The organism is Novosphingobium sp. ES2-1, from assembly GCF_015169775.1.
Taxonomy (GTDB): Bacteria; Pseudomonadota; Alphaproteobacteria; order Sphingomonadales; family Sphingomonadaceae; genus Novosphingobium; species Novosphingobium subterraneum.
Map to the genome: position 1 here is coordinate 2785001 of NZ_CP063445.1, position 17218 is coordinate 2802218.

At 64.3% G+C, this 17218-nt stretch carries 17 protein-coding genes and 1 riboswitch (1 of these 18 only partly in view); of the genes, 15 read left to right on the forward strand and 2 right to left on the reverse strand.

Annotated features, from left to right (window positions below):
• The 4 genes from IM701_RS13605 to atm1 form a co-directional block, all read left to right on the forward strand.
• Nucleotides 1-753: the 3' portion of a glycosyltransferase gene (locus tag IM701_RS13605; RefSeq protein ID WP_230487708.1), read on the forward strand. Its footprint begins 303 nt before the window's first position; the window shows 753 of its 1056 coding nt (coding positions 304-1056); the start codon falls outside the window, past its left edge; its stop codon occupies nucleotides 751-753.
• 2 nt (nucleotides 754-755) lie between these two features.
• Nucleotides 756-2279: an oligosaccharide flippase family protein gene (locus IM701_RS13610; protein ID WP_193827227.1), complete on the forward strand. Its 1524-nt coding sequence runs from the start codon at nucleotides 756-758 to the stop codon at nucleotides 2277-2279.
• Between the two features lie 52 nt (nucleotides 2280-2331).
• Nucleotides 2332-3294, forward strand: coding sequence for an aspartyl protease family protein (locus IM701_RS13615; RefSeq protein ID WP_230487709.1), 963 nt, complete (start codon nucleotides 2332-2334; stop codon nucleotides 3292-3294).
• Nucleotides 3295-3380: 86 nt separating this feature from the next.
• A complete protein-coding gene (gene atm1, locus IM701_RS13620; RefSeq protein ID WP_193827228.1) occupies nucleotides 3381-5207 on the forward strand; it encodes a heavy metal ABC transporter ATP-binding protein/permease Atm1 in 1827 nt (608 codons plus the stop codon).
• 23 nt (nucleotides 5208-5230) lie between these two features.
• On the opposite strand, the gene bfr is transcribed toward atm1, so the two are convergent.
• On the reverse strand, nucleotides 5231-5710 hold the full coding sequence (bfr, locus tag IM701_RS13625; RefSeq protein WP_118073027.1) for a bacterioferritin: 480 nt from the start codon (nucleotides 5708-5710) through the stop codon (nucleotides 5231-5233).
• Nucleotides 5711-5817: 107 nt separating this feature from the next.
• Entirely contained in the window at nucleotides 5818-5994 is a 177-nt protein-coding gene (locus tag IM701_RS13630; protein WP_193827229.1) for a bacterioferritin-associated ferredoxin, read from the reverse strand.
• A gap of 129 nt (nucleotides 5995-6123) precedes the next feature.
• Nucleotides 6124-6243: riboswitch (SAM-I-IV-variant riboswitch) on the forward strand.
• 48 nt (nucleotides 6244-6291) lie between these two features.
• On the opposite strand from IM701_RS13630, the gene metA reads away from it, so the two are divergent.
• The 11 genes from metA to IM701_RS13685 all read left to right on the forward strand — a co-directional run bounded on the left by metA (nucleotide 6292) and on the right by IM701_RS13685 (nucleotide 17148).
• Nucleotides 6292-7197, forward strand: coding sequence for a homoserine O-succinyltransferase (gene metA, locus IM701_RS13635; protein WP_039333678.1), 906 nt, complete (start codon nucleotides 6292-6294; stop codon nucleotides 7195-7197).
• 205 nt (nucleotides 7198-7402) lie between these two features.
• Nucleotides 7403-7606, forward strand: a complete 204-nt coding sequence (gene rpmI, locus IM701_RS13640; protein WP_039333769.1) for a 50S ribosomal protein L35 — start codon at nucleotides 7403-7405, stop codon at nucleotides 7604-7606.
• Between the two features lie 13 nt (nucleotides 7607-7619).
• Nucleotides 7620-7982 carry a 50S ribosomal protein L20 gene (gene rplT / locus IM701_RS13645; protein ID WP_039333676.1) on the forward strand — a complete coding sequence of 121 codons (363 nt, stop codon included), beginning with the start codon at nucleotides 7620-7622 and terminating at the stop codon, nucleotides 7980-7982.
• Between the two features lie 132 nt (nucleotides 7983-8114).
• Nucleotides 8115-8993: an AraC family transcriptional regulator gene (locus IM701_RS13650; protein ID WP_230487710.1), complete on the forward strand. Its 879-nt coding sequence runs from the start codon at nucleotides 8115-8117 to the stop codon at nucleotides 8991-8993.
• Nucleotides 8994-9037: 44 nt separating this feature from the next.
• A complete protein-coding gene (gene pheS / locus IM701_RS13655; protein ID WP_193827230.1) occupies nucleotides 9038-10138 on the forward strand; it encodes a phenylalanine--tRNA ligase subunit alpha in 1101 nt (366 codons plus the stop codon).
• Nucleotides 10135-12525, forward strand: coding sequence for a phenylalanine--tRNA ligase subunit beta (pheT, locus tag IM701_RS13660; protein WP_193827231.1), 2391 nt, complete (start codon nucleotides 10135-10137; stop codon nucleotides 12523-12525). Before pheS ends, pheT begins: the two co-directional genes overlap by 4 nt.
• A complete protein-coding gene (locus IM701_RS13665; protein WP_193827232.1) occupies nucleotides 12522-13406 on the forward strand; it encodes an aldose 1-epimerase family protein in 885 nt (294 codons plus the stop codon). The genes pheT and IM701_RS13665 overlap by 4 nt, the downstream gene beginning before the upstream one ends.
• An 11-nt stretch (nucleotides 13407-13417) precedes the next feature.
• Nucleotides 13418-14938, forward strand: a complete 1521-nt coding sequence (locus IM701_RS13670; RefSeq protein ID WP_193827233.1) for a peptide chain release factor 3 — start codon at nucleotides 13418-13420, stop codon at nucleotides 14936-14938.
• A 59-nt stretch (nucleotides 14939-14997) separates the two neighbouring features.
• Nucleotides 14998-15870, forward strand: a complete 873-nt coding sequence (locus tag IM701_RS13675; protein WP_039333667.1) for an alpha/beta fold hydrolase — start codon at nucleotides 14998-15000, stop codon at nucleotides 15868-15870.
• Entirely contained in the window at nucleotides 15870-16427 is a 558-nt protein-coding gene (locus IM701_RS13680; RefSeq protein ID WP_039333665.1) for a pyridoxamine 5'-phosphate oxidase family protein, read from the forward strand. Before IM701_RS13675 ends, IM701_RS13680 begins: the two co-directional genes overlap by 1 nt.
• Before the next feature lie 7 nt (nucleotides 16428-16434).
• Complete coding sequence (locus IM701_RS13685) at nucleotides 16435-17148, forward strand: endonuclease/exonuclease/phosphatase family protein (RefSeq protein WP_193827234.1); 714 nt, start codon at nucleotides 16435-16437, stop codon at nucleotides 17146-17148.
• Nucleotides 17149-17218: the final 70 nt, after the last annotated feature.

Below are 17218 nucleotides of genomic sequence, written 5' to 3' on the forward strand. Positions count from 1 at the left end.
GCAGCGCGTGCTCCCTTGTTCGCCCGGATGGACGCAGATGACGTCTGCCGGCAGGATCGCTTCGCGCGCCAAGTTGCCTTTCTCGAGGCCAATCCGGATCACGGCGTCATTGGTACGTGGACCGAGGACATCGACGAGTATGACCGGCCGTTCCTGACGCATGCGCCCGAGCACCCTGTCACCTTCGACGATGTTCTCGCCATCATAGAGCAGCGCAGCCCGCTGAGCCATCCCACCATCATGGCGCGACGAGACATCGTTCGCGCCGTTGGAGGCTATCGTGTCGCTTATCGGCATTGCGAGGATTACGATCTCTGGCTGCGACTGGCATCGGTCACGAAACTGGCGAACATTCCCGAACGCCTGCTCAGCTATCGGCATTATGCTGGGCAGATTTCGAACCGCCATGCGTTCGCGCAGCAATACGGGGCCGCCGTTGCCCAACTCGCCTACCGCGAGCGTCAGCTCGGCCGACCGGATCCCACAGAGCACATGCAGCAGCTTCCCGCCGTCGAGGCGCTGGACCAAGTATTCGACACTCCGGGCCTGTCTCGCCAGATCCGGGACAAGGTTGCGCGGGGCGCCATTTATTCGCGCGATGCCATGCGCGGCGCAGGTTTCCCCCTCCTGATCGGCCATGTTCGCGACGGGGGCAACGGACCAGAGCTTTGGCGCACGGTAATGCGTCTTGTCCTGTTCGGCGTGCCATTACGCGCCATGCGACTGGCAATAGCCCTGCTCCTGCGTATTTGACGATGGCCGCTCCGCAATCACCCGCCGACCAGACAACCGACCGGACTGGCGCACCGATGATGTCTGTCCGCGCGGCAGCCGTCTGGGCGCTGATCTCGCAATATGCCTCCTTTGCGCTGCAGTTCGTGGCCAGCATCGTGCTCGCGCGCTGGTACATCACGCCCGATCAGCTGGGCCGGTTCTCGATCGCCTTTGCCGCGGTCACGCTGGTCGCATTCCTGCAGGATTTCGGCGTCACGCGTTATATCAATGGAGAGCGCGATCTCACGGCAGAGAAACTGCGGTCCGCTTTCACGATTTCGGTGGTCTTCGCCTGGGGGATAGCGCTTCTGGCTCTCGCCAGTGCCTGGCCGATCGCTGTCTTCTATGGCGATCCGCAATTGCTGCCGATCACTCTGGTCATCGCGGCATCCTACCTACTCGTGCCGCTGGCGATCGTCCCCCAGGCGACCTGCCAGCGCCGCATGGACTATCGTTCGAACACGATGATCGAGGTCGGAGCGGCGGTGGCCAACGCCTTGACCGCATTGATCCTGGCGATCCTTGGTCATGGCGCGCTTGCCCTCGCCTGGGGGGCCTTCGCCCAGCAGGCGGCGCGGTTGCTCATCAGTCAGTGGCGTTCGGGCGGCATGCTGCCGTGGCCGCCAAAGATAGCGCGCGCGGCAGACGTCATGGCACTGGGCGGCACCAACACCGTACAAGTGGTCTGCAGTTCACTCTCTGCCCGCGCGCCGGAGCTGGTCATCGGGCGCATGATCGACAGCGCCGCTGTCGGCCTCTTTGCGCGCGCATCGGGATTGGCCCTGCAGTTGCGGCTGCTGATCGCGGGTGCGGTTACCGGCGTCTTCTATCCCGCGTTTCGCCGGATCCGCGATAGCGGTGAACCCCTGGGGCCACCCTATCTGCGCGTGCTGGCGGCCTATACCGGGGTAACCTGGCCGGCCATGGCGGGCATCGCGGTCCTCGGCGAGCCCCTGATCAGGCTGCTTTACGGCGAGCGCTGGATGGCAGCGGCGCCCCTGCTCACCTGGGTTGCGCTCTCGCAGATCGGCTACGTCGCGCTGCCGCTCTATGCAGACCTGCCGGTGCTTATGGGACGGCTGAAGCCGCTCATGCGCTGCATGGTCATCGAGACGGTGCTGTCCGTAGTGCTGATCGCACTTACTGCGCCGCTCGGTCTCGAATGGGTGGCCGCCTCGCGCGTGCTGCATGCCGGGCTATGGGTCGTGATCTACCTGCCCTTGCTGGCTTCGACACTCGAGCTGCGTTACCGCGACATCCTGCTGGGCTGGTTGCGTAGTGCCGCCGTCTCGCTGGCCGCAGTCCTGCCGGTATTGCTGGGGTTCTTCATCGGGCAAGGTCCCGCCGAACTCGGGCTGGTGCAGGCCGCATCGACTGTTGCGCTCGGGATCGTGCTGTGGCTCGCCTCCTTGCGAGTGCTCGGCCATCCGCTTTACGCCGAGATCCACGAGATCGCTCGCGGACTGCTGGCGCTCATTCGTCGCTCGTCCCCCGCCACGCGCTAAGGACTCGCCAAGGCGCCCATGCAGGCGTAAATCAGGCATGGGAGAAGTCGCCATGCCACAGGGCCGCCCTTTGCCGGTGTTTTCGCGAAGGCTTTTCATGCTTGCGCTGGCCAGCATCGTGCCGCCGGCGTTCGCCAGCGAACCGGCGACCCAGCCCTTCCCATCACCTGCTGACGAGCTTGTGCAGCTCCAACGGGACAGACATGATCGCATGACTGTCCCGGTCCTGATCGGGAAAAGCGGCCCCTACGATTTCCTGATCGACACCGGCTCCGAGCGCACGGTCCTTTCACGGCAGGTGGCGCAAGGGTTGGGCCTGCCTGTGACCGGCAATGGCGTGGTCGTCGGCGTGGCAGGCTCGCACCAAGTGGAACTGGTCGATGTCGAGGAGATAAGCCTCGGCAAGCGGACATATTATACCCTGACCGCGCCGCTGCTGGAAGCCGAGCATATCGGCGCGCAAGGCATCGTCGGGCTCGACAGCCTGCAGGACCAGCGCGTGCTGATAGACTTCGGCGCCAATCGCATCGCCATTGGCGATGCCGCATCGCTGGGCGGCACGAAAGGCTTCGAGATCGTCGTCAAGGCCAAGCGGCGTTCGGGCCAGCTGATCATGACCAACGCGATCATCGATGGCGTCCACACCGACGTCGTGCTCGATACCGGGTCTGACAGCTCGATCGGCAACCTTGCGCTGCGCAAGGCCATGGCCCGCCGCAACCGCACCGAGCAGACGACACTGTTCTCGGTGACGGGCCAGGCGCTCAATGCGGATATTGTCATGGCCTCGACGATCGAGATCGAAGGGTTGCAGATCCACAATACCCCCCTCGCCTTTGCCGACTCCCCGGCGTTCCACCGGCTCGATCTGGTCAAGCGCCCGGCAATCCTGCTGGGTATGGCGCAGATGCGCATGTTCAGGCGGGTGGCGATCGACTTCGCAACAAGGCGCGTGCTGTTCGACCTGCCGTCCGGGACCACAATGCCGGACTCGCACAGGAGCATCCGGTTCTGATTGCCAGTCTGCCTGCAAGGCCGCCTTTGCCGCTGTAAACTTTCAAAGCTCTGGCATAGCCGTCCACGTTCCCTATGTGGGAACCCATGCCACCTGATACACCGACGAGTCCCAAAGACGCCCGCCACGATGGCTGGGCCACGCTCAAGCGCTTCCTCCCGTACCTCTGGCCTGCCGACAATGCGATCCTGCGCCGCCGGGTCATGGGCGCGGTGGTCATGGTACTGCTCGGCAAGGCGACGACACTTGCGCTGCCATTCGCATACAAGAAAGCCGTCGACGCAATGACGCTTCCGGCAGGCGCTCAGCCTGCCCTGACTGTCGCACTGGCGTTCGTCCTGGCCTATGCCCTCGGTCGCTTTGCCGGGGTGTTGTTCGACAACCTGCGCAACATCGTGTTCGAGCGCGTTGGCCAGGACGCCACGCGGCATCTGGCGGAAAACGTCTTCGCCCGCCTCCACAAGCTTTCGCTGCGCTTCCACCTCGCCCGCCGCACCGGCGAGGTAACCAAGGTGATCGAGCGTGGGACCAAGAGCATCGACACGATGCTCTATTTCCTGCTGTTCAACATTGCGCCGACGGTGATCGAGCTGACGGCGGTCATCGTGATCTTCTGGCTGAACTTCGGGCTGGGACTGGTCACGGCGACGATCCTTGCCGTGATCGCCTATGTCTACGCCACGCGCACCATCACCGAATGGCGTACGGCGCTGCGCGAGAAGATGAACCGGCTCGATGGCCAGGCGCTGGCCCGCGCGGTCGATTCGCTGCTGAACTACGAGACGGTGAAATACTTCGGCGCCGAAGCGCGCGAGGAAGCGCGATACGCCTCCGCCGCGCGCGCCTACGCTGATGCCGCGGTGAAGAGCGAAAACAGCCTTGGCCTCCTCAACATCGCGCAGGCCCTGATCGTCAACCTGCTGATGGCGGGGGCAATGGCCTGGACTGTCTATGGCTGGTCACAGGGCAAATTGACGGTCGGCGACCTTGTCTTCGTCAACACGTACCTCACCCAGCTCTTCCGCCCGCTCGACATGCTCGGCATGGTCTATCGCACCATCCGGCAGGGCCTCATCGACATGGCCGAAATGTTCCGCCTGATCGACACGCATATCGAAGTGGCAGACGCCCCCGATGCGCCTGCGCTGGTGGTGAACCGCCCCTCGGTGACGTTCGACAATGTCGTGTTCGGTTATGACCGCGATCGCGAGATCCTGCACGGTCTGTCGTTCGAAGTGCCTGCGGGCAGCCGCGTGGCCATCGTCGGCCCATCAGGCGCGGGCAAGTCGACCATCGCGCGCCTGCTGTTCCGCTTCTATGACCCGTGGTCCGGGCGTATCCTGATCGACGGGCAGGACATTGCAGGCGTGACGCAGGCTTCCTTGCGCGCCGCACTGGGCATCGTTCCGCAGGACTCGGTGCTGTTCAACGACACCATAGGCTATAACATCGCCTATGGTCGTGACGGTGCAGGAATGGCCGAGGTCGAGGCCGCCGCCAAGGGCGCGGCGTTCGCAGACTTCATCGCGCGATTGCCGCAAGGCTATGACACCGAAGTCGGCGAACGCGGCCTGAAGCTGTCGGGCGGCGAAAAGCAGCGCGTCGCCATCGCGCGCACCCTTGTGAAGAACCCGCCAATCCTGCTGTTCGATGAGGCGACCAGTGCGCTCGATACCCGCACGGAGCAGGACATCCTGTCCACCATGCGCGCCGTCGCCAGCCACCGCACCACGATCTCGATCGCGCACCGCTTGTCGACGATTGCCGATTCCGACACGATTCTCGTGCTGGATCAGGGGCGCCTGTCAGAACAAGGCAACCACGCCGACCTGCTGCGCCGCGATGGCCTCTACGCCGAAATGTGGGCGCGTCAGGCGGCGGAAAGCGCGGAAGTGAGCGAAGCGGCCGAGTAGGAGGCCGCTTCGCAGCGCCAGGATCAGCTTTCGGCGGCTTCGCTGTTGAGTTGGATGTAGTTGGCCAGACCCATGCGCTCGATCATGTCGAACTGCTTCTCGATCACGTCGACATGCTCTTCCTCGCTCTCGAGGATCTTGGCGAAAAGATCGCGGCTGACGAAATCGCGCACGGATTCACAGTGGGCGATGGCATCCCTGAGCAGCGGCAGGGCATCCATCTCCAAGGCAAGGTCAGCCTTGAGAATCTCCTCCACCGATTCGCCAACGCGCAGGCGGCCGAGCGCCTGGAAGTTGGGCAGGCCATCGAGGAACAGGATGCGGTCCGCCAGCATGTCGGCGTGCTTCATCTCGTCGATCGATTCGTGGCGCTCGTACTCGGCCAGCTTCTTGACGCCCCAGTTGGCGAGCAGGCGGTAGTGCAGCCAGTACTGGTTGATCGCGGTCAGCTCGTTGAGCAGGGCCTTGTTGAGATATTCGATGACCTTGGCATCGCCCTTCATCGCGCTGGCTCCTTTGCAATGGATGGAGCGACGTTACGCTGCAGGATGGGCGGCATAAAGCGCGAACGACTCGCACCGGGTGCCTGCAACACTTTGCAACGTGGGACTTATGCCAGCGCGCAGGCGCGCTCGTCGGTGATCACGTCCTCGGCATCATCAAGGCACTGCCGGCACTGCGGCTTGAAGCCCATGCGGCCGTAGATCTCCTCTGCATTGCCGGCGTGGCAGCGGGCAGTGGCGCGGATGTCCTTCTCGCGGATGGCATTGCAGATGCAGATGAACATTGCACTGAAACTCCAGGGCAGCACGCTTCCTGCCAATGACTCGCATTAATAATGAGACTGGATCGCAATAGCAAGTGACATCCTGCACCTTCGCCCCGTTGCAAAGCTTTCAAGGCGGTTCTATCTGTCGTCCTACATCGAGAGTTGGAGTGACGCTCCAACGCCAACCTGCCGATCCGGGCAAGGTGGTACCCGATCTGCCGCAAGCAGAAAGGGGATGTGGCCGATCCGGCAACCAAACGGACACGGACACCGTGAAGAGCGTCTTCTCCCTCAGGTTTGAGGAAGACGTTACACGTGCCGATCAGGATTGCCGACAATCTCCCTGCCCGCCGCACACTCGAGGCCGAGGGCGTGATCGTGATGAGCGAGACCGAGGCCGCGCGCCAGGACATCCGCCCGATGCGGATCGCCCTGCTCAACCTGATGCCCGACAAGATCACCACCGAGACCCAGATCGCCCGCCTTCTGGGCGCAACTCCGCTGCAGGTCGAGCTTGAGCTGGTGCGCATTTCCGACCACGTCAGCAAGAACACTTCGGCAGGTCACATCTCGGCCTTCTACCGTCCGTGGGAGGACGTGCGTGCCGAGAAGTACGATGGCTTGATCGTAACGGGCGCACCGGTCGAGACGATTCCTTACGAAGAGGTCAGCTACTGGGACGAGCTCGCCCGCATCTTCGACTGGTCACAGACCAACGTGCACCGCACGCTGTCGGTGTGCTGGGGCGCGATGGCCGCGCTGCATCATTTCCATGGCATCGAGAAGCACCCCTTGCCGACCAAGGCCTCGGGCGTGTTCCGCCACATCAACCACGCGCCCGCCAGTCCCTTCATGCGCGGCCTGCCCGATGTGTTCGACGTGCCTGTGTCGCGCTGGAGCGAAGTGCGCCGCGAGGACCTGCCCGAAGGTCGCGGCCTTTCGGTCCTTGCCGACAGCGCCGAAACCGGCCTGTGCCTGATCGATGACCCGGCCCACAACACGTTGCACATGTTCAACCATCTCGAGTACGATACGCTGACGCTGGCGGGCGAATATGCGCGGGACGAAGGCAAGTACTTGCCCCGCCACTATTTCCCCGGTGACGATCCCCAGGCCATGCCCGCCAACACCTGGCGCGGCCACGGCCACCTGCTCTACGGCAACTGGGTCAACGAGACGTACCAGACGACGCCATACGATCTGGCGGATATCGGGAAATGACAAGTGGTGCCGTTTCGCGGGGGAGCGGGCCGGTGCCGCCAGCCCTTGGCAGATGCCAGGGCGCACCGTGCAAAGACTCCACAACACTTGCCTTTCCGCGCCGCATCGCCTAACGGCCCCACCTTCAACCGACACGGATTCGATGATCGGCCTGGCCACAAGGGCTGCCAAGGCAGATCGGACGCGTCGAACTCAGGAGACGAAAATGCCCAAGATGAAGACGAAGAGCGGCGTGAAAAAGCGCTTCAAGCTCACCGCCACCGGCAAGGTGAAGCACGGCGTTGCCGGCAAGCGCCACCGCCTGATCAGCCACAACGCCAAGTACATCCGCCAGAACCGCGGCACTGACGTGATCTCCGACGCCGATGCGAAGGTGATCAAGAAGTGGGCGCCCTACGGGCTGAACTGAGGAGCGCTGAACTATGAGCCGTATCAAGCGTGGTGTAACCACCAAAGCCAAGCACAAGCGGATTCTGGATCAGGCGAAGGGCTATCGCGGCCGTCGCAAGAACACCATCCGCGTCGCCCGTCAGGCCGTCGAAAAGGCCGGCCAGTACGCATACCGCGACCGCAAGGTCAAGAAGCGCAGCTTCCGCGCCCTGTGGATCCAGCGCATCAACGCTGCTGTCCGCGCCGAAGGCCTGACCTACTCGCAGTTCATCCATGGCACCAAGCTTGCCGGGATCGAGCTCGACCGCAAGACCATGGCCGACCTCGCGATGAACGAAGGTGCGATCTTCACCGCCGTCATCGCTCAGGCGAAGGCTGCCCTGCCCGCCGCCTGATCGGCGTTGCAAGCAGGCTGAACAAAAGGGCGGTTCCTTCGGGAGCCGCCCTTTTTCGTTGCGATTCGCGCAAGCGCAGTGCAGGGTGCGGATGAACAACACATAACTAAAGTAAACAGGGGCGCGCACAGCTTGACCGGGGACTGCACAGTCCGGGTTCGATTCCATCGGCCGCCAGAGCCGCTGCAGCGCTATTTCACGACATTTTACCTGACCGAGATCGACGTGCCCCAAGGCCGGGTGACCGATCACCTCCACCCTGAATGGGCAAACATCCGCATCTACCAGGGCGACTTTCCGGATTCGCAATTGCCGGGTCGGCCTCCGTTCGCGGGCGTCCAGGCCAACGCCACCGGGCCGACGAGCACCACTCTGGAATTCACCACCGGCACCACGCGCATCTGGGGCATCGGCCTCTTGCCGCTGGGCTGGGCGCGCTTCGTGCGCCAGCCCGCCAATGCGCACGCCGATCATATCTATGACGTCGCCAGCGAGCCTTTCCTTGCCCCCTTCCGTCCTCTCGCGGCCTCGGTCTTCGGCAAGGAGAAGGACGAGCAGGCCGAACTTTCGCGCATCACCCGCTTCTTCGAACAGAACCTGGCGGCCGACGTCGAAGACGATCCACGCATTGTCGCCTGCCACGCCGCCTTGGTCGATCCGGACATCGCTTCCGTCAGCGAGATGGCCGAGGCGACCCAGTTGCCCACCCACACCGTGGAGCGCCTGTGCCGCAAGCACTTCGGCTTCCCGCCCCGGCTCCTCCTGCGTCGCCAGCGCTTCATGCGCAGCCTCGTGCAGTACATGATGGACCCGTCGCTGAAGTGGATCGGCGCGATCGATGGTCACTACCATGATCAGGCCCAGTTCGTTCGGGACTTCCACCGTTTCATGGGCATGAGCCCGAGCGAATATGCCCATTGCCCCAAGCCCGTGCTGCAGGAAGTCATGCGCGCACGGAAGGAGTTCGTCGGCGCGGCGGTTCAAGCCCTGCACACCCCCACTCGATCTTAACTCCAGACTTTGATTCCGGCGCATTTGCGGCTAGCGGCTTGCCGATGGAAAACCTCGATCAACAGCAGGCCGCAACGCTCGCGGCCATTGCGGAAGCAGGCACGCCCGAAGCGGTGGAGGCGATCCGCGTCTCCGCGCTCGGCAAGCAGGGCTGGGTCAGCGCCCTGCTCAAGTCGCTTGGCGGGATGACCCCGGACCAGCGGCAGAGCGAAGGCCCGAAGATTCACGCCGCACGCGAAGCGGTGACCGCCGCCCTCGCAGACCGCAAGAATGCACTGGAAAGCGCCGCGCTCGAAGCGCGCCTCGCGGCCGAAACGGTCGACCTTTCCCTTCCCGCGCCGCAAGCGCCCACGGGTTCGGTCCACCCGGTTTCGCAGGTCATGGACGAACTGGCCGAGATCTTCGCCGACATGGGCTTTGCCGTCGCGAGCGGTCCCGAGATCGAGGACGACTGGCACAACTTCACCGCGCTCAACATGCCCGAGACGCATCCGGCGCGCGCGATGCACGATACCTTCTATTTCCCTGACAAGGATGCCGAAGGCCGTTCGATGCTGCTGCGCACGCATACCTCGCCGGTACAGATCCGCTCGATGATCGCGCAAGGCGCGCCGATCCGCATCATCGCCCCGGGCCGGGTCTATCGTTCGGACTCGGACGCCACGCACACGCCGATGTTCCACCAGATCGAAGGCCTCGTCATCGACAAGGGCATCCACCTCGGCCATCTCAAGTGGACGCTGGAAACCTTCCTCAAGGCCTTCTTCGAACGGGACGACATCGTCCTGCGCCTGCGCCCGAGCTACTTCCCCTTCACCGAACCATCGGTGGAGGTCGACGTCGGTTACACGCTCATCAACGGCAAGCGCGTCGTTGGCGGCAGCGGCGATGCGGAGAACGGTGGCTGGATGGAAGTGCTGGGCAGCGGCATGGTCAACCGCAAGGTCATCGAGTTCGGCGGGCTCGATCCCGATGAATGGCAGGGCTTCGCCTTCGGCACCGGCGTCGATCGCCTCGCCATGCTCAAGTACGGCATGGATGACCTGCGCGCCTTCTTCGATGGCGATGTGCGGTGGCTTGGCCACTACGGCTTCGGCGCGCTCGATGTGCCGACCCTTTCCGGCGGTGTTGGAGTACGTTCGTGAAGTTCTCGCTTTCGTGGTTGAAGTCGGTCCTCGATACCAAGGCCGACGCCCGCACCATCGCCGAAAAGCTGACCTCGCTGGGCCTGGAGATCGAAGGCGTCGAAGATGCCTCGGCGGCGCTCAAGAGCTTCCGCGTCGCCCGCGTGCTGACGGCGGAGAAGCACCCGCAGGCCGACAAGCTGCAGGTGCTCTCCGTCGATCTTGGTGATGGTTCGCCCCTGCAGGTTGTCTGTGGCGCGCCCAATGCGCGTGCAGGCCTTGTCGGCGTGCTCGGCCTGCCCGGCGCAGTGGTCCCGGCCAATGGCATGGAACTTCGTAAGTCCGCCATCCGCGGCGTCGAATCCAACGGCATGATGTGCTCGACGCGCGAGCTTGGCCTTGGCGAAGAGCATGACGGCATCATCGAACTGCCCGAAGACGCGCCGCTCGGCACGACCTTTGCCGATTACCTCGGATCGGACCCGGTGTTCGACGTGGCGATCACGCCCAACCGTCCGGACTGCATGGGCGTTCACGGCATCGCCCGCGATCTCGCTGCGGCGGGCTTGGGCGTGCTCAAGCCGATCGAAGCCAAGCCGGTTGCTGGCAGCTTCCCCTGTCCGGTCGAAGTGCGCACCGACGATCCTGAAGGTTGCCCCGCCTTCTACGGCCGCGTGATTCGTGGCGTAAAGAATGGGCCGAGCCCGAAGTGGCTGCAGGACTACCTGAAGAGCGCGGGCCAGCGTCCGATCTCGACCCTGGTGGACATTACCAATTACGTCATGCTCGGCTATGGCCGCCCGGCTCACGCCTATGACATGGCGAAGCTTTCGGGCGCGGTCGTGGCCCGCAAGGCGCGCGAAGGCGAGACCTGCCTCGCGCTCAATGGCAAGGAATATGCGCTGCAGCCGTGGATGACGGTGATTTCCGACGATGCCGGCGTGCATGACATCGCCGGGATCATGGGTGGCGAAGATTCGGGCTGCTCGGACGGGACGACCGACGTCCTGCTCGAAGTCGCGTACTTCGATCCCGCTTCCATCGCCCGCACCGGGCAGGCGCTGGCGCTAGCTTCCGACGCGCGCGGGCGGTTCGAACGTGGCGTCGATCCGGCGTTCCTCGATACCGGGCTCGACCTGCTGACCAGTCTGATCCTCGAGATCTGCGGTGGCGAAGCGAGCGAAGTCGTGCGCGCAGGGCAGCCGCCGCTGGCGCGCAAGACCGTGGCCTATGATCCGAAGCTGGCCGGGAGCCTTGGCGGCATCGACGTCGGCAATGGCGAACAGAAGCGCATCCTTGCCGCGCTCGGCTTCGACGTGGCCGAAGACTGGACCGTCACCGTGCCGACCTGGCGCCCGGACGTGGACGGCGCACCCGACATCGTCGAGGAAGTGATCCGCGTCCACGGGCTGGATGCCGTGCCTTCCACGCCGCTGCCGCGCGCAGATGGTGTGGCCAAGCCGACCGCAACTGCGGTGCAGACGCTTGAGCGCCGGGTCCGCAGAGCGGCTGCCTCGCGTGGCCTGCATGAAGCGGTGACGTGGTCGTTCCTGCCCGAGAAGGAAGCCGCGCACTTTGCCGATGGCGAGGAAACTTGGGCGCTGGCCAACCCGATCTCCGAAGACCTCAAGGTCATGCGCCCCTCGCTGCTGCCCGGCCTGCTCTCGGCCGCCCAGCGCAATCTCCACCGTGGCGCCACCTCGGTGCGCCTGTTCGAGATCGGCCGCCGCTACTTGCGCGGCGCCAATGGCGCGAGCGACGAAAAGCTGAGCCTAGCCGTTGTTCTGGCAGGCGAATCCGTCTCGCGCGGCTGGGCGACTGGCAAGGCCAGGCCGTTCGACGCATTCGACGCCAAGGCCGAAGCGCTGGCGCTGCTTGCAGAAGCGGGCGCTCCGGTCGACAACCTGCAGGTCATGGGCGAGGCTGGCGATCAGTTCCACCCCGGCCAGTCGGCCACCCTGCGCCTCGGGCCAAAGCAGGTGCTGGCGCGCTTCGGCATGCTGCATCCGGCAACCGCCAGGGCCTTCGATCTCGATGGTCCCGTGGCGGTGGTCGAGCTGTTCCTCGACCGCATCCCGCCGCGCAAGGGCCCCGGCCAGTTCGCCCGCCCGCACTTTGCGCCACCTGCACTGCAGGCGGTGACGCGCGACTTTGCCTTCCTTGTCGCGGCCTCGGTCCCTGCGGGCGATCTGCTCCGTGCTGTCAAGGGTGCGGACAAGCAGGCCATTGTTTCGGCACGGATCTTCGATGACTTCCGCGGGACTGGCGTGCCAGAGGGCCAGAAGAGCCTTGCCATCGAAGTGACGCTCCAGCCGGTCGAGAAGTCATTCGATGAGGCGACGCTCAAGGCGATTTCGGACAAGGTGGTGGCGGCTGCCGCCAAGCTCGGCGGTGTCCTGCGCGGATGAGTGACGATCTCGTCACCATCGCCAGCGAGGAGCTGACTGCGCAAATAAATCCTTTGGGCGCAGAGCTTTGGTCGCTGACCGATGCTGCGGGGGCGGAATACATGACCGATGCGGACCCGGCCTTCTGGTCGGGTCACGCGCCCTTCCTGTTTCCGATCGTCGGGGCGCTGTCGGGTGACACCTTGCGCCTTGATGGTCGCGAATTTTCCATGCCGAAACATGGCTTTGCACGACGCAGTGCCTTCGCCCCGGTTCATGCCGAAGGGGCGGAGGCACGCTTCCGCCTGACGGATTCGCCGGCGACGCGCGAGGTCTATCCGTTCGGCTTCGTGCTCGAAGTGGCCTACCGCATCGAGGGCATGACGCTGCACACCGAGGTCAGCGTGTTCAATCCCAACGCGGAAGCGCTGCCCTTCAGCTTCGGCTTCCATCCGGCCTTCGCTTGGCCGCTTCCGGGGGGTTTTCCCAAGGAAGATCATAAGCTTGTCTTCGAAAGGGCCGAAAGTCCAACTCTACGGCAACTCACTCCCAACTCTGGCGAACTCTCCCCCAACTCAGTGCCGAGTCCTGCGAACACTCGCGAGCTGCGGCTGCACGAAGACCTGTTCCGCAACGATGCGCTGATCTGGGACGTGTTCGAGAGCAAGTCGCTCACCTATGGCACCGATGGCGGGACCACTCTCGACCTCCATTTCCCCGACACGACGTCGATGGGCGTCTGGCAGGTTCCGGGCGCGCGCTACATCTGCATCGAGCCGTGGCAGGGTTACGCCGACCCCGCAGGCTTCACCGGCGATTTCCGCGAGAAGCCCGGCGTCGTCCTGCTCGATCCCGGCGCGACGCGCAGCTTCCGCATGGACGTGACCGTAAACCCGCGCTAACCGCGCTCCCCATGTCCAATCGCCGCACCTTCGCCATCATTTCGCACCCTGACGCGGGCAAGACCACGCTGACCGAGAAGCTGCTGCTTCAGGGCGGCGCGATCCACCTTGCCGGCGAGGTCAAGGCACGCGGGGCCGCCCGCCGCGCGCGGTCGGACTGGATGAAGATCGAGCAGCAGCGGGGAATTTCGGTGACGTCGTCGGTGATGACGTTCCAGAAGGACGGCGTTGTCTTCAACCTGCTCGATACGCCGGGCCACGAGGACTTTTCCGAGGACACCTACCGCACGCTGACTGCGGTCGATTCGGCGATCATGGTGATTGACGCGGCCAAGGGTATCGAGCCGCAGACGCGCAAGCTGTTCGAAGTCTGCCGCATGCGCTCGGTGCCGATCATCACCTTCGTCAACAAGGTCGACCGCGAAGGCCGTTCGGTGTTCGAGACGCTGGACGAAGTCGCCGATGCGCTGGCGCTCGACGTCGTGCCGATGTCCTGGCCGATCGGCATGGGCGGGATCTTTCAGGGCGTGATGAACTTCGCCGACGAAACCATCGCCCGTCCCGAAGGTGACAGCCGCGAATTCCTGGGCAAGCGCGAACCCGCGGTCGACATACCCGAGGACATTGCCGAGGAAATCGAACTGGCCCGCGCCGGCTACCCCGAGTTCGATCTCGAAGCCTATCGCCATGGCGACCTGACGCCGGTCTATTTCGGATCGGCGCTGAAGAACTTCGGCGTTGCCGAGCTGATCGATGCGATCGCCCGCTATGCTCCGCCGCCGCGCCCGCAGAAGTCGAGCGAAGGCACGGTGGAACCGGAGCGGCCCGACGTGACCGGGTTCATCTTCAAGGTGCAGGCCAACATGGACCCGCAGCACCGCGACCGTATCGCGTTCATGCGCATGGTCTCGGGCACGTTCAGGCGGGGCATGAAGCTGACGCCTTCGGGCCTGGGCAAGCCGATCGCCGTGCATTCGCCGATCCTGTTCTTCGCGCAGGACCGCGAGATTGCCGACACCGCCGAGGCGGGCGACATCATCGGCATCCCGAACCACGGAACCCTGCGCGTGGGCGATACGCTTTCGGAAAGGAACGACCTGCGCTTTACGGGGCTGCCGAACTTCGCGCCGGAAATCCTGCGCCGCGTGGTGCTGAAGGACCCGACCAAGACCAAGCAGCTGCGCAAGGCGCTGGACGACCTTTCCGAAGAAGGCGTGATCCAGGTATTCTATCCGGAGATCGGCAGCCAGTGGATCGTCGGCGTGGTCGGCCAGCTCCAGCTCGACGTGCTGGTTTCGCGCCTCGAGGCGGAATACAAGGTCGAGGCGGTGCTCGAACCTTCGCCGTTCGATACCGCACGCTGGCTCAAGGGCAGCGACGCGGCGCTCAAGTCCTTTGCCGATTTCAATGCATCGAACCTTGCCAAGGATCGCGATGGCGACCCTGTTTTCATGGCGCGATCGTCATGGGATGTGGGCTACCAGCAGGAGCGCAACCCTGAGCTGACCTTCTCGGCAACGAAGGAAAGGTAGCGGGCCCAGCGGCATCCGGGGGTTGAAACCGCGGCCTATCCGGCGCAGTTACTCGGCCCATGCAGTTACTCGGTCCCAGTTCGAACACCTTCATCTCTCAGCGCCTGCGCCTCCACTATGTGGACTGGGGCAACACGGACAAGCCGCCGCTGCTGCTGGTCCATGGCGGGCGCGACCATTGCCGGTCGTGGGACTGGACCGCCGAGGCCCTGCGCGAGGACTGGCACATCATCGCCATGGACCACCGCGGCCACGGTGACAGCCAGTGGACCGAGGACGGCAACTATCGCACGATGGACCTCGTCTATGACGTGGCCCAGTTGATCCACCAGCTCGACCTCGCCCCGGTGACGATCGTCTCGCATTCGTGGGGCGCGAACACCAGCCTGCGCTATGCCGGGCTGTTTCCGGAAAACGTGCGCAAGATCGTGGCCATCGAGGGGCTGTTCCCGACGCCCGAGCGCGAGGCGATGATGAAGAACGTGCCCTTCGCACGGCGCGTCCGGGATTTCATCGGCGAGAAGCGCAAGGCCGCCGGGCGCCTGCCGCGCCGCTATCCGACGCTCGAGGACGCCTATGCGCGCATGAAGGGCGAGAACCCCTACCTGACCGACGAGCAGGCGCGACACCTGACCCGCCACGGCATCAACCGCAACGAAGACGGCACGTTCAGCTGGAAGTTCGATCCGCATCTCAACGTCGATGGCGCGCCCTATGATATCACCATCGAGCAGCGCAACGAGCTGTGGAAGGCCATCACCTGTCCGACCCTGCTGCTGAACGGCGCGGATTCCTGGGCCGGAAATCCGGTCGAGAACGGGATGATCGAGCACTTCCGCAATGCCGAGGTGATCGAGTTCGAGAACGCCGGGCACTGGCTGCACCACGACCAGTTCGACAAGTTCATCGCGACGCTGAAGGACTTCCTCTGATGGCAAAGTTCACCGACTGCATCCTGCCCGAGCACGAGGCGATGATCGGGCAGCAGTCGGTGTTCTTCGTGGCCACGGCCGCAGCGGAAGGGCGGATCAACCTTTCGCCCAAGGGTTATGACTGCTTCCGGGTGCTTGGACCAAATCGCGTGGCCTATCTTGACCTTGCCGGATCGGGCAACGAGACGCACGCGCATCTGATGGCCGATGGCCGCATCACGATCATGATGACCAATTTCCAGCAGCCTGCGCTGATCCTTCGGTTGTATGGCCATGGCAAGCCGGTGCTTCCTGCCGATCCCGCATGGCAGGAACTGGCAGCGCATTTCACGGTTCTGGCAGGCACACGCCAGATCTTCGACATCGCGGTGGACAGCGTGCAGACAAGCTGTGGCTGGGGCGTGCCGCTGATGACACTCGAGCAGGAGCGGCAAACGCTGGTGAAGTACCACGCGCAATCCGATCCTGCGGCCTGGGAAGCAAAGATGGCGGCGCGCACCAGCAGCATCGACGGACTGCCCGTGACGCCGACCGACCGCTATATTTCAGGGGCCTGACGTCGGTTTGAAACTCAAGGTCGCCAGCTACAACATCCACAAGGCCGTCGGGCTTGACCGGCAGCGTGATCCCGACCGGATCATGACAATCCTGCGCGAGATCGATGCCGACGTGATTGCCCTGCAGGAAGCGGACCGCCGCTTCGGCTTGCGCGAGGCGGTGATTCCCCGCGCCACGCTTGACGACCACAGCCCGTGGCGTGCCGTGGAGCCGGGGCATTACGATCGGGCGCGGACCGGAGCGAGCATGGGCTGGCACGGCAATGCGCTGCTGGTGCGGCGCGAGATCGACGTGGTGGAAGCCTGCGCCGTGCCATTGCCGACAATCGAGCCGCGCGGGGCGGTCTGTGCCACCTTGCGCATGGGCAGCGCGCTGGTGCGCGTGGTGGGCATGCATCTCGATCTTTCCGGCCTGCGCCGCCGCCAGCAGGTGGAGACGGTGTGCGGGCATGTCGCCGGGCACGCCGAACCCGGCCATGTGGTGATGATGGGCGATCTCAACGAATGGTCGCCGTCGGGCGGCGCACTGGGAGCGTTCGCTGCGCCGCTAAAAGTCCTTGCGCCGGGACGGAGCTTTCCTTCGCGCCGGCCCGTGGCGCAGCTTGACCGGATCGTGGTGAGTGATGGGCTTCTGGTGGAGGGCCTTGGTGTGCACCACAGTCCGCTTGCCGCGGTGGGATCGGACCACCTGCCGGTCTGGGCCGATCTTCTCCTGCCCTGAATCGATGCTTCGAATCCGTGCACCGGGCGCTGCCTAAAAATTGGGCATGCGACTTTGACTGCACAAGAAT